This is a genomic window from Xenophilus arseniciresistens (assembly GCF_028023875.1).
GTDB lineage: Bacteria > Pseudomonadota > Gammaproteobacteria > Burkholderiales > Burkholderiaceae_C > Xenophilus > Xenophilus arseniciresistens.
Window position 1 is genome coordinate 25,122 of sequence record NZ_JAQIPB010000004.1, and the last position, 12,528, is coordinate 37,649.

The window sequence follows — 12,528 nt, forward strand, 5'->3', positions numbered from 1 at the left end:
GAAAGGCTCGCGCATGCTTTCCGCCTTCGACATCTTCAAGATCGGCATCGGTCCCTCCAGCTCGCACACCGTGGGCCCGATGCGCGCGGCGCTGATGTTCGCGCGCAAGCTGCAGGAGGCGCAGGGCCTGCTGCCGCAGGTGGCGCGCGTGCAAGCCGAGCTCTTCGGCTCGCTGGGCGCCACGGGCCGCGGCCATGCCACCGACCAGGGCGTGCTGCTGGGCCTGATGGGCGAAGCGCCCGACACCGTGCAGCCCGAAAGCGTGGCGCCGCGCCTGGCCGCGGTGCGCCGCGAACGCCGCCTGCCGCTGCTGGGCACGCATGCGATCGACTTCGAGGCCGCGCGCGACATCGCCTTCCTGGGCGAACGTTCAATGCCCGAGCACCCCAACGCGCTGCGCCTGGCGGCCTTCGACGCTGCGGGCGCGCTGCTGCACGAGGCCCACTACTTCTCGGTCGGCGGCGGCTTCGTGGTCGAAGGCGGGGCGCAGGCGCCAGCAGGCCACGCGCACCAGGTCACGCTGCCGCACCCCTTTTCCACGGGCGATTCGCTGATCGCGCAGGCCGTGGCGGCCCGCAGCTCCATTGCGCAACTGGTGCTGGCCAACGAATGCGCGTGGCGCCCCGAAGCCGAGGTGCGCGCGGGCCTGCTGCGCATCTGGCAGGTGATGCAGGATTGCGTGCAACGCGGCTTCGGCATCGGCAACCACGAAGCGGGCCTGCCGCTGCCCGGCACCTTGCACATGCGCCGCCGCGCGCCCGAGCTGTACCGCAGCCTGTCGCAGGCCGGCGCCGGCAACGACCCGCTCGCGGCCATGGACTGGGTCAACGCCTTCGCCATGGCCGTGAACGAGGAGAACGCGGCCGGCGGGCGCGTGGTGACGGCGCCCACCAACGGCGCGGCCGGCGTGGTGCCGGCCGTGCTGCACTACTACGTGAAGTTCGTGCCCGGCGCGGATGAGGCCGGCGTGATCGACTTCCTGCTCACGGCCGCAGCCATCGGCATGCTCTACAAGACCAATGCCTCCATCTCGGGCGCCGAAGTGGGTTGCCAGGGCGAAGTGGGCGTGGCCTGCTCGATGGCTGCCGGCGCGCTGGCCGCCGTGCAGGGCGGCACGCCGCAGCAGGTGGAGAACGCGGCCGAGATCGGCATGGAGCACAACCTGGGCCTGACCTGCGACCCGGTGGGCGGGCTGGTGCAGATCCCCTGCGTGGAGCGCAACGCGATGGGGGCCGTGAAAGCCATCAATGCCGCGCGCATGGCATTGCGCGGCGACGGCAGCCACTACGTGTCGCTGGACACGGTGATCCGCACCATGAAGCAGACCGGCGAGGACATGAAGTCCACCTACAAGGAGACCTCGCTGGGCGGGCTCGCGGTGAACGTGGTGGAGTGCTGAAAGGCGCGGCCGCGCCTGTTCTTCAGAAGTCGCCGGCCACGATGGCCATCGTGCCGTTGAACTTCGCCACCCGCACCTGCTCGCTGCCGCGCTGGCCGAAGACTTCGGCCTCCACCACATGGAAGTTGCGGCCGGCCTTGAGCACTTCGGCCACGCACAGCAGCCGCCCCTGGCCGGGGCGCAGCAGGTTGAGCTTGAACTCGGCCGTGACCACGGTCTGGCCAGGCGCGCACAGGGTCTGGGCGGCGGCGCCGGCCGTGTGATCGGCCAGGGTGCTGATCACGCCCGCATGGGCCACGCCGCCATGCTGCAGATGGCGCGCGGCCAGCGGCAGCGCGGTTTCGCACCAGCCCTGGCCGGCGTCGACCAGCTGCAGGCCGATGTCGGCCACGAAAGGCGCGCCTTCGAAGATGCGCGCGACCCGCGCGCGCAACGCGGGGTCGGGGCGTCGCGTCGCGGCGCCCGCGGGTTCGCTCACGCCCTCAGCCCTTCTTCTTGATCAGGCCCCACAGGATCAGCAGCACGATGGCGCCCAGCACCGAGGCGATGAAGCCGGCCGGCTCGCCCACGGTGTAGAGGTTCAGAGCCTGCCCCACGTAGGTGGCCGCCAGCGAGCCGAGCACGCCGATGATGGTGGTGACGATGAAGCCGGCCGAGTCGTCGCCCGGCTTGATGGCACGCGCCACGAGGCCCACGATGAAGCCGATGAGGATGGTCCAGATGATTCCCATGGAGCTGACTTCCTGTTGTCGCGAAAGGTCGATGGATTGCTGATGCGCAGACCGCCTCAGCGCTTGGCCGGACCATCATAGCGAGGCGGGTCGGCTGCCAGCGTGTCAAGCGGCAGCCGCGAGACTTCGGCCAGCAGTTGCGCCAGCGCGCGCGCGGCGGCGTCGATCAGGGCCTGGCCCTGGGCGGCGGTGGCGGCGGCCGCGTTGCCGGCCGCGCCTTCGGGGTGGTAGTCCTGCATGGCCCAGCCGAGCTTGGCGCTGCGGCCGTTGCCAAGGATGGGGTAGTCGCGCGCACGCTGCTCGGAGCTGGACCGGAAGTCGCGTGCCAGGCCCTGGCGCACCAGTTGCGGCGCCAGCGCCAGCATCATGGCCGTCTCGGATTCGCCCGCATGCACGTCGAAGCGGTCCAGCGTCAACGCGCGGCCCTGCGCGTCGTTCAGCGGCAGGTTGAACCAGCTCACGCTGTAGACCAGCAGGTCGTGCGCCTCGCGCAGCTCGCGGGCCACGATGTCCATCGCCCCTACATGGCCGCCATGCGCATTGAAGAGCACGAGCTTGCGCAGGCCGGCGCGGGCCACGCCGGCACCGATCTCCTTCCACATGCGGATCAGCGTTTCGGCCGACAGCGTCAGCGTGCCGGCAAAGCGCGCATGCTCGGGGCTCAGGCCGATGGTCTGCGTGGGCAGGAACAGCGCAGGCAGATCGGGCGCCAGCAGAGGCACGGTGGCGCGCACCAAGCCATCGGCCAGGAAGCTGTCTACGCCCAGCGGCAGGTGCGGACCATGCTGCTCGGTGGCGCCCAGCGGCAGCACGGCCACGGCGCGCGCAGCGTCCAGGGCCTCGAAATCGCGGGTGTTGAGGTCGGCCCAGAAGCGGGGCCAGGCGGGGCGCGGCGCGGCGGTCATGGGCACGATCTTAGAACCAGCGCCCCCCGCTCACTCGCCCATTGCGGCCACGCCGCTCAGCGCGTGGGCGCCTGGGGCCGCAGCTCGGGGCGGTCGCTCATGCGCTCGGCGCGCGCCAGGGCCGCTTCGAGCACGGCGATGTCGGAAGGGCTGCCCTTGAGCCGGCGGGCCTCGGCCTGCAGCAGTTGCCGGCCCTGGTCGCCGGCCAGCGCCAGCAGTTGGGCGTGCAGTTCGCGGCGGCGGCGCACCAGCGCCACCATCTGCGTCTCGCGCACCTTGGCGCCGCCCGGACCGCGCTTTCTGGCCCGCCGCATCACCACCCACACCACCAGCAGCACGAGGACCAGGCCCAATGCCAGCCAGGAGTAATCAAAACTATCCATGCAGACCTCCCAACCTGATGCTGGGGCATCAAATTAGGCATTAAGTTAACACCCTTTCCATCGTCGTCAACTCGCACGTCAGGAATGGGGGAGCTTTCGCTCAAAAAATCTCGCCGCTCGTCCGGCCAGGGGCACCGCCGATCTGCCCGGATGAATTCTGTGCAGTGTGCCACGCTGCAGGCCCTGCACTGTCAGACACCCCTGCATTCGGCCTACGGCCTCAGGCGCGTATGCGGCGTCAGGCCCGGCCGAGCCTTCACCCTCTAAGATTCCCCGCATGACCCAGGATCTGTTCCGCAGCGATGCCTACCTGCGCCAGTGCGAAGCGCAGGTGCTGGCCGTGGGCGATGAAGGCGTGGTGCTCGACCGCACCGTGTTCTACCCCTTGGGCGGCGGGCAGGCCGGCGACGCGGGGCTTTTGCAACTGGCCGACGGCCGCAGCCTGGCCATTGCCGACACGCGCAAGGCCAGGGACGCCGAAGGCCGGCCCACGGCCGACATCGTGCATGTGCCCGCGCCCGGGCAGGAGGCGCTGCTGGCCGCGCTGCAACCGGGCCAGCGCGTGACGGCGCAGCTGGACTGGGAGCGGCGGCACCGGCTGATGCGCTTTCACACGGCCACGCACCTGCTGTGCCACCTGGTGCCTCAGCCGGTCAATGGCTGCTCGATCACGCCCGAGCACGCGCGGCTGGACTTCCACATGACCGAGCCGCTGGACAAGGACGCGCTGACCGCGGGCCTGGCGCGCCTGGTTGCCCAGGCCCATCCGCTCACCGTGGGCGCCGTCACCGATGCCGAACTGGACGCCAATCCCGCGCTGGTCAAGAGCATGAGCGTTCAGCCGCCGCGCGGCAGCGGCAGCGTGCGCACCATCCGCATCGGTGCTGGCGATGTGCTGATCGATCTGCAGCCCTGCGGCGGCACGCATGTGGCGAACACGGCCGAGATCGGCGCGCTGCAGGTGCTCAAGATCGAGAAGAAGAGTGCGAGCAGCCGCCGTGTGGTGCTGGGCTGGGCATGAACCGCAGGCACGCGCGGAACTTCGGCCCAGGCCCGCGGCTCGGACTGGCGCCATGAACGCGCGCCCCTTGCCGACCCTGCCCCGCCTGTTGCTGCTGCCCCTCGCGTGGGCCGCGCTGACGGCGATCGCCACGCCGACCGCCCAGGCCCAGCAGCCAAGCCTGCCGGCGGGCGGCGGTGGCAGCAGCAGCCTGAGCACCCCCTATGTGCAGGCCGAGCTGCTGGCCCAGGCACCGCAGGGCCTGAGCCCCGGCGCCACCGTCTGGCTGGGCCTGAAGATCACGCACCAGCCCGAATGGCACACCTACTGGAAGAACGCGGGCGATTCGGGCCTGCCCACCGAGCTTCGCTGGACCCTGCCGCCCGGCCTGGTCGCGGGCGAGGTGGACTGGCCCACGCCGAGCAAATTCCCCATCGGCCAGTTGGCCAACTACGGCTACGAGAACACGGTGCTGCTGCCCGTGCCGGTGCAGGTGACCCCCGAGTTCCGCCCTCCCGTGGCGCTGGTGGGCGCGGCGACGGTGCCCATCGAGCTGCACGCCTCCTGGCTGGTGTGCCGCAAGGAATGCATTCCCGAGGAAGGGCGCTTCTCGCTCAAGCTGCCGGCCCAGGGCTCCACCGCCGCACACGGCGCGGAGTTCGAAGCCGCACTGGCCGCGCGCCCGAAGGCGCTGGCCTCGGGCGCCACCGTCACGGCGCAAGCCACGCACCTGGGCGTGCGCGCCGAGGGCCTGCCCGCCGCCGCGCATGGCAAGACGCTGGGCTTCTACCCCGAAACCGGTGAAGTGATCCGCAACGGCGCCGTCGCCGGCAAGGACTGGACGCAGCGCTGGGACGGCGGTGTCTGGACGGCCTCGCTGCCGCTGAGTGCGCAGCGCAGCGCCAGCCCGAGCATGATGCCCATCGTGCTGGCGCTCGAAGGCGAGGACCGGCGCGCCGCCGCGCGGGCCGGCCAGAGCGTGGCCTGGCGCCTGGAAGCGCCGGTGCAGGGCAGCTGGAGCGCCGTGGCCGCGCCGGCCGCCGTGTCGCCCGCGCTGCAGGCGGCGCTGGAGGCGAACAAGGCCGCCGCGGGCGCGGCCCCGCCCGCCAGTCCGGCGCCCGCCCCCGGCCTGCTGGCCGCGCTGATCGGCGCGCTCTTGGGCGGGCTGCTGCTCAACCTCATGCCCTGCGTGTTCCCGGTACTGGCCGTCAAGGTGCTGGGCTTCACGCGCCAGGCCGGCCATGCGGGCGCGCATCGCCGCGCCGCGCTGGCCTACACGGCGGGCGTGCTGCTGTCCTTCCTGGCCCTGGGCTGCCTGATGCTGGCGCTGCGCGCGGCCGGCGCGCAGCTGGGCTGGGGCTTCCAGCTGCAATCGCCGGCCATGGTGGCAGCTCTGGCAGTGCTGTTCACCCTGCTGGGCCTGAACCTGGCAGGCCTGTTCGAGGTCGGCATGCTGGCGCCCTCGGCGCTGAGCCAGCGCCAGCTCAGGCACCCGGTGGCCAACGACTTCCTCTCGGGCGTGCTGGCCGTGCTGGTGGCGTCGCCCTGCACCGCGCCTTTCATGGGCGCCTCGCTGGGGCTGGCGATCAGCCTGCCGGCCGTGCAGGCGCTGCTGCTCTTTGGCGCACTGGGCCTGGGGCTGGCCCTGCCCTACCTGCTGGCCGGCTTCGTGCCTGCCGTGGCGCGGCTGCTGCCGCGGCCCGGCTCGTGGATGGACACGCTGCGCCGGCTGCTGGCCTTCCCCATGTTCGCCACGGTGGCCTGGCTGATCTGGGTGCTGGGGCAGCAAAGCGGCATCGACGGCGCCGCCGCGCTGCTGATGCTGCTGGTGGCCGGCAGCGCCGTGGTGTGGGCGCTGAGCTTGCGCGGGCGCGCCCGCCTGGCGCTGGGCGGCGCGCTGGCGGCCATGCTGGCGGGCCTGGTGCTGCTGCTGGGCCCGGCCGTGCTGCGCGAGGCGCCCGCCGGCAGTGCCGCCGCCGCCTCGCAGTCCATGGCCGGCGACGCGCGCTGGCAGCCCTGGTCCGAGGCCCGCGTGGCGGCCCTGCAGGCCGAAGGACGGCCGGTGTTCGTGGACTTCACGGCCGCCTGGTGCGTGACCTGCCAGGTCAACAAGCATGGCGCGCTGTCGGACGCACAGGTGCTGGCGGACTTCGATGCCGCCAGGGTCCAGCTGCTGCGCGCCGACTGGACGCGCCGCGACCCGGCCATCACCGCCGCGCTCGCGGCGCTGGGCCGCAGCGGCGTGCCGGTCTATGTGCTGCTGGCGCCGGGCCAGCCGCCGCAGGTGTTCAGCGAGCTGCTGTCGGCCCGCGAATTGCGTGCGGCGCTGGCGCGCATTTCCTAGCGCCGCGCGCCTTTTCCCCAGTCGCCGTGCGGTGGCCACGCCTTGTCACATGCACATGAGGAATTGCGCCTAATCTCTGGTTTTTATTGAACTAAGTACCCGTGCGTTTTGACCCCGAGTTCGACGAAGGAGTTGTGAAGACCATGTCCGCCGCACCGACGAACACCGCCACCCAGCGTTCCTTGCGCGCCGCGCGCCAGGCCCGCGCCGCCCTGAGCCGCGCTTCGCGCCGGGCCGTGATGGCTGCCGCGATGGCGCTGGGCGCCTCGCTGCTGATGGCCCAGGCCCAGGCCGCGCCCGCCGTGGGCCAGAAGGCACCCGATTTCGTGGCCGTGGACACCAGCGGCCAGCGCCACAAGCTGTCCGACTTCGCGGGCAAGTACGTGGTGCTGGAATGGACCAACCCGGGCTGCCCCTTCGTGCGCAAGCACTACGGCAGCGGCAACATGCCAGCGACCCAGAAGACCGCCACCGACAAGGGCGTGGTCTGGCTGGCCGTCAACTCCACCGAGCGCGCCGCCAGCGACTACCTGGCACCCGACAAGCTGGCCGCCTGGATGAAGGAGCACAAGGCCGCCGCCACCGCCGTGCTGATGGACGAGGACGGCATGATCGGCCAGGCCTACGGGGCCCGCACCACGCCGCACCTGTTCATCATCGACCCGCAGGGCACGCTGGTGTATGCGGGCGGCATCGACAGCATCCCCTCGGCCCGCGCCAGCGACATTGCGCAAGCCACCAACTACGTGAACCAGGCCCTGGGCGAGGCCTTCGGCGGCAAGACGATCTCGGCCGCCAACACCAAGCCGTACGGCTGCACCATCAAGTACAAGGCGTGAGGCCTGGCGTTGCGCGGCGCGAGGCTGTTCTCGCCGAACGCTCAACGACAATGGCCCCATGCCATTCGCCCCGCTCCAGAACGACAGCTTCCTGCGCGCCTGCCGCCGCCAGGCCACCGACCACACCCCCGTCTGGCTGATGCGCCAGGCCGGGCGCTATCTGCCCGAGTACCTGGCCACGCGCGCCAGGGCCGGCAGCTTCATGGGCCTGGCAACGAACGTGGACCTGGCGACCGAGGTCACGCTGCAGCCGCTGGAGCGTTTTCCGCTGGACGCCGCGATCCTGTTCTCGGACATCCTCACCGTGCCCGACGCGATGGGGCTGGGGCTGTCCTTCGAGGCCGGAGAAGGCCCGCGCTTTGCGCATCCGGTGCAGGACGAGGCTGCCGTGGCCGCGCTGCGGGTGCCCGATCTGGACCGGCTGCGCTATGTGTTCGATGCCGTCGCCAGCATCCGCCGTGCGCTGAACGGCCGGGTGCCGCTGATCGGCTTTTCGGGCAGCCCCTGGACGCTGGCCTGCTACATGGTCGAGGGCGCGGGCTCCAGGGACTACCAGCTCATCAAGTCCATGCTCTATGGCCGGCCCGAGCTGATGCACCGCGTGCTGGCCGTCAATGCCGACGCCGTGGCCGCCTACCTGAACGCGCAGATCGACGCCGGCGCGCAGGCCGTGATGATTTTTGACAGCTGGGGCGGCGTGCTGGCCGACGGCGCCTTCCAGGCCTTCAGCCTGGCCTACACGGCGCGCGTGCTGGCGCAGCTCAAGCGCACGGGCGCCGACGGGCAGGACGTGCCGCGCATCGTCTTCACCAAGGGCGGCGGCCTGTGGCTGAGCGAGATGGGCGCGCTGGATTGCGAGGTGCTGGGCCTGGACTGGACGGTGAACCTGGGCGCCGCGCGCGCCCTGGTGGGCGAGGGGCCGCAGGGCAAGGCGCTGCAGGGCAACATCGACCCCAACGTGCTGTTCGCGCCGCCCGCCGCCATCGAAGCCGAAGTGGCCAGGGTGCTGGACAGCTTCGGTGCGCCGCATCAGGAGCGCGCCAGCACCGGCCCCACGCACATCTTCAACCTGGGCCATGGCATCAGCCAGCACACGCCGCCCGAGCATGTCGCGGCGCTGGTGGCCGCAGTGCACGCTCACTCTCGCAGGCTGCGCAGCTGAGGGCCGCGGAAAAAACGTTGTCCCATGTATTGACAAAGTGGCTTGTCAAGCTTTTTCGACGTGAAGAACGACTGACTTATGCACAAAACATGTGCTGCGATGCGGAAAATCACCGAAGCGGCATGGAGCTCGGGCCGTCGATGGCTTGATCATCCAAGTCATTGATTTTCAAGGATTTTGTTTTTTGCTTTTTTGACGGGCAAAGCGCTGGAAGCCTTGATACATGCGGCCTCGGCCCGTTTCGAGCCCTTCTATCAACAAAGTTATCCACAGATTCTTTGAGTGAAGCGCAAAGCTTCGCCAAATCAACGACTTAGCGTCTTTTGCTCCATCTGCTGTCAGACTTTGCCGCGCCCTGCATGCCGCCCCTGATCTGTGCCTGCGCCCCGAGGTGCTTTCCGTGAACACCGAAGAAGCCTGGGTGCTCGACGTGGCGGTGCAGACGCCCGCCCACGCGGGGCTGGGTGATCTGCTGAGCTATGCCCACACCGCCGACCTGCCCGCCGGCACCCTGGTGCGCGTGCCGCTGGGCCGGCGCGAGGTGCTGGGCGTGGTGTGGGGCAGCCGGGCGGCCGAGGGCGGCCAGGCGCTGCTGGATGGCAGCCTGGCCGATGCCGACGGGGTGCTGCTGCGGCCGGTGAGCGCTGCGCTGGACGCCCTGCCGCCGCTGGACGCGCACTGGCGCGCGCTGGTCGCCTTTGCGGCGCGCTACTACCAGCGCGGCCTGGGCGAGCTGGCGCTGGCCGCGCTGCCACCCCAACTGCGCGAGCTGGACAGCACGCAGCTGGCGCGGCGGCTCAAGCGGCGCGACAGGAAGGCCCAGCTGGCAGCGGCGAGCGAGGATGGCGCCGCCCGCGCACCGGCCTGTGAAGCGGCGCTGGCGCCGAGCCCCGAACAGAGCGCCGTGCTGGCCGCGCTCGAAGCCGAACGGACCCAGGGCCAGGCGCCGCGCCCCGCCCTGCTCTTCGGCAGCACCGGCAGCGGCAAGACCGAGGTCTATCTGCAGGCCGTGGCCCGCTGCCTGGCGGCCGACCCCGCGGCGCAGGCCCTGGTCATGGTGCCCGAGATCAACCTCACGCCCCAGCTCGAAGCGCGCTTCAGGACCCGCTTCGCCGCCCTGGGCGAAGGCGCCGTGGTGGCGCTGCACAGCGGCATGACCAACCCGCAGCGCCTGCAAAGCTGGCTGGCCGCGCTCACGGGCCAGGCGCGCATCGTGCTGGGCACGCGCATGGCGGTGTTCGCGCCGCTGCCGGGGCTGCGGCTGATCGTGGTCGACGAGGAACACGACCCCAGCTACAAGCAGCAGGAAGGCGCGCGCTACTCGGCGCGCGACCTGGCCATCTGGCGCGGCCAGCGCCAGGGCGCGCAGGTGCTCCTGGGCTCGGCCACGCCCTCGCTCGAAAGCTGGCACCACAGCCGCCCGGCCGAAGGCGAGGCACCGGCGGGCCGCTACCTGCGGCTGCATATGCCCAGCCGCATCGGCGCGGGCGAGCTGCCGCGCGTGCGGCTGGTGGACATGCAGCAGCAGCCGCCCAAGACGCTGATTTCGGCCGGCCTGCTGGAGGCCATGACCCAGCGCATCGCGCGCGGCGAGCAATGCATGGTCTTCCTCAACCGGCGCGGCTATGCGCCGGTGCTGGCCTGCACCGACTGCGACTGGAAAAGCGAATGCCCGCACTGCAGCGCCTTTCGCGTCTTTCACAAGATCGACCGCACGCTGCGCTGCCACCACTGCGGCTTCACCGAGCGCGTGCCGCGCGCCTGCCCCACCTGCGGCAACCCCGACATCGCGCCCGTGGGCCGAGGCACCGAGCGGCTCGAGGAACAGCTCGCCGCGCTGTTCGCCGACATTCGCCGCCCCGATGGCGGCGCGGTGCGCATCGCGCGCATCGACGCCGACAGCACGCGCCATGAAGGCGCGCTGGAAGCGCAACTGGCCCAGGTGCACAGCGGCGAGGTGGACGTGCTGGTGGGCACGCAGATGATCGCCAAGGGCCACGACTTCCGGCGCATCACGCTGGTGGCGGCCGTGAACCCCGACAGCGCGCTGTTTTCCAGCGACTTCCGCGCGCCCGAGCGCCTGTTTGGCCTGCTGATGCAATCGGCCGGCCGCGCGGGCCGCGACAGTGCCTGGCTGGCGGCCCAGGGCAGCCGGGCCGAGATGTGGATCCAGAGCTTCCACCCGCAGCACCCGCTGTTCGAGGCGCTGCGCGGGCACGACTACCCGCGCTTTGCCGCGCAGCAGCTCAAGGAGCGCGAGGCCGCCGCCATGCCGCCCTTCGCCTTCCAGGCGCTGGTGCGGGCCGACGCGCGCACGCAGGAAGCGGCGCAGGCCTTCCTGAACGCCGCGGGCGACGCCGCCGAGGGCTTGCCCGGCGCCGACGAAGTGATGCGCTACCCGGCCGTGCCGCTGGCCGTGCAGCGCGTGGCCAATGTGGAGCGCGCGCAGATGCTGCTGGAAAGCGGCTCGCGCGCCGCCCTGCAGCGCCTGCTGGCGGCCTGGCAGCCCGTGCTGCAGGAGCTGCGCCGCGGGCCCGCGGGCCAGGGGCTCATCCGCTGGCTGGTCGACGTGGACCCGCAGAGCATCTGAGAAAAAAACTTCAGCCGACCCAGCCCGCCACCAGCGGGAAGCTGAAGAAAGTCGCCACCGTGGTCCAGAGGATGATGCGTGCGATGCGGCCGTTGTCGGCGCCGAAGCGTTCGGCCAGCAGCGACACATTGCTGGCGCTGGGCAGCGCGGCCGCCAGAACCAGCACGGCCCAGGCCCCGGGCGGCAGCGGAAGGCCGGCGCGCATGGCGGCCCAGCCCAGCCCGGCCACCAGCAGCGGGTGCACCAGCAGCTTCACCGCCACCACCGGCAGCACGCCGCGCAGCGCCGCGCGGCGGCTGGGGCGCTGCGGCGCGGCGCGCGCCAGCAGGGTGGAGCGCGCCAGCACCGCGCCGATGGTGAACAGCGCCGCGGGCGAGGCGGCGTCGCCCAGCATGCCGATGGTGCGATCCAGCGGCCCCCAGAGCTTCCACTGCATCGCGGAAGCCAGTGCACCCAGCAGGATGGACCAGCCCAGCGGGTTCATCGCCGCACCCTGCAGCGCCTTGCGCGCCGCCAGCCACACGGCACGGCCGCCCGTGGCGCCATGGCGCTCGTCCAGCCTTGAAAGCGCCAGGCACAGCGACGAAGTGAGCACCATGTCGATCAACATGGTCAGGATCACCGGCGCCGCAGCCGACGCGCCCAGCAGCGCCACCAGCAGCGGCACCCCCATGAAGCCCGTGTTCGGAAAGGCCGCAACGAGCGCGCCGAAGGCCGTGTCATTCCAGTTGGGCGGCTGCGGCCCGCGCCGCGTGAGCCAGACCGCGATGCCCACGGCACCCAGCGCCGCCAGGCACCACACCAGCACCGCCGTGCCGTCCAGCAACTGCGCGATGGGCGTGTTGGCGCCGAAGCGAAACAGCATGCAAGGCAGCGCGAAGTACAGCAGGAACAGGTTCAGCCCCGGAATGGCTTCCAGCGGCAGCAGCCGGAGGCGGGCGGCGGCGTAGCCGGCCGCGATGAGGGCGAAGAAAGGAAAAGTGACAAAGAAGATGGCCAGCACGGGCGATCCGGACAGGCGGCCAGGCCGCAGGACGACAGGACGCGCGAAGGCGCCGGGGCGTGAATCTTAGGCGAGCGCACAGGCACAGTTCTTCACAGCATTCACAACCAGCAGTGGCGTGAAAGGGCCATCAGCGGGCCCCGTATGATTACGCGCTTTGCCGGGCCCGCAG

The 12,528-nt window shown here is 71.2% G+C and carries 11 protein-coding genes; 6 read left to right on the forward strand and 5 right to left on the reverse strand.

Annotated features, from left to right (window positions below; genetic code table 11):
* Positions 1–13 precede the first annotated feature (13 nt).
* Positions 14–1,399 carry an L-serine ammonia-lyase gene (locus PGB34_RS11800; protein WP_271428293.1) on the forward strand — a complete coding sequence of 462 codons (1,386 nt, stop codon included), beginning with the start codon at positions 14–16 and terminating at the stop codon, positions 1,397–1,399.
* A 22-nt stretch (positions 1,400–1,421) separates the two neighbouring features.
* On the opposite strand, the gene PGB34_RS11805 is transcribed toward PGB34_RS11800, so the two are convergent.
* The 4 genes from PGB34_RS11805 to PGB34_RS11820 are packed head-to-tail and all read right to left on the reverse strand — an operon-like array spanning position 1,422 to position 3,418.
* Positions 1,422–1,877, reverse strand: a complete 456-nt coding sequence (locus tag PGB34_RS11805; protein WP_271428294.1) for a PaaI family thioesterase — start codon at positions 1,875–1,877, stop codon at positions 1,422–1,424.
* 4 nt (positions 1,878–1,881) lie between these two features.
* Positions 1,882–2,130 carry a GlsB/YeaQ/YmgE family stress response membrane protein gene (locus tag PGB34_RS11810; RefSeq protein WP_271428295.1) on the reverse strand — a complete coding sequence of 83 codons (249 nt, stop codon included), beginning with the start codon at positions 2,128–2,130 and terminating at the stop codon, positions 1,882–1,884.
* A 56-nt stretch (positions 2,131–2,186) separates the two neighbouring features.
* The gene (locus tag PGB34_RS11815) at positions 2,187–3,035 is read right to left on the reverse strand and encodes a creatininase family protein (RefSeq protein ID WP_271428296.1); all 849 of its coding nucleotides are present in this window, start codon (positions 3,033–3,035) and stop codon (positions 2,187–2,189) included.
* Positions 3,036–3,091: 56 nt separating this feature from the next.
* Positions 3,092–3,418, reverse strand: a complete 327-nt coding sequence (locus PGB34_RS11820; RefSeq protein WP_271428297.1) for a hypothetical protein — start codon at positions 3,416–3,418, stop codon at positions 3,092–3,094.
* Positions 3,419–3,695: 277 nt separating this feature from the next.
* Between PGB34_RS11820 and PGB34_RS11825 the strand changes: the two genes are divergently transcribed.
* The 5 genes from PGB34_RS11825 to priA all read left to right on the forward strand — a co-directional run bounded on the left by PGB34_RS11825 (position 3,696) and on the right by priA (position 11,353).
* Entirely contained in the window at positions 3,696–4,439 is a 744-nt protein-coding gene (locus PGB34_RS11825) for an alanyl-tRNA editing protein (RefSeq protein WP_271428298.1), read from the forward strand.
* A 52-nt stretch (positions 4,440–4,491) separates the two neighbouring features.
* Complete coding sequence (locus PGB34_RS11830; RefSeq protein WP_271428299.1) at positions 4,492–6,762, forward strand: protein-disulfide reductase DsbD family protein; 2,271 nt, start codon at positions 4,492–4,494, stop codon at positions 6,760–6,762.
* Between the two features lie 143 nt (positions 6,763–6,905).
* Complete coding sequence (locus tag PGB34_RS11835) at positions 6,906–7,601, forward strand: redoxin domain-containing protein (protein ID WP_271428300.1); 696 nt, start codon at positions 6,906–6,908, stop codon at positions 7,599–7,601.
* A 58-nt stretch (positions 7,602–7,659) separates the two neighbouring features.
* Positions 7,660–8,763, forward strand: coding sequence for a uroporphyrinogen decarboxylase (gene hemE, locus PGB34_RS11840; protein WP_271428301.1), 1,104 nt, complete (start codon positions 7,660–7,662; stop codon positions 8,761–8,763).
* Positions 8,764–9,163: 400 nt separating this feature from the next.
* The gene (gene priA, locus PGB34_RS11845) at positions 9,164–11,353 is read left to right on the forward strand and encodes a replication restart helicase PriA (RefSeq protein ID WP_456300864.1); all 2,190 of its coding nucleotides are present in this window, start codon (positions 9,164–9,166) and stop codon (positions 11,351–11,353) included.
* A 10-nt stretch (positions 11,354–11,363) separates the two neighbouring features.
* On the opposite strand, the gene PGB34_RS11850 is transcribed toward priA, so the two are convergent.
* Positions 11,364–12,356, reverse strand: a complete 993-nt coding sequence (locus PGB34_RS11850; protein ID WP_271428302.1) for an AEC family transporter — start codon at positions 12,354–12,356, stop codon at positions 11,364–11,366.
* Positions 12,357–12,528: the final 172 nt, after the last annotated feature.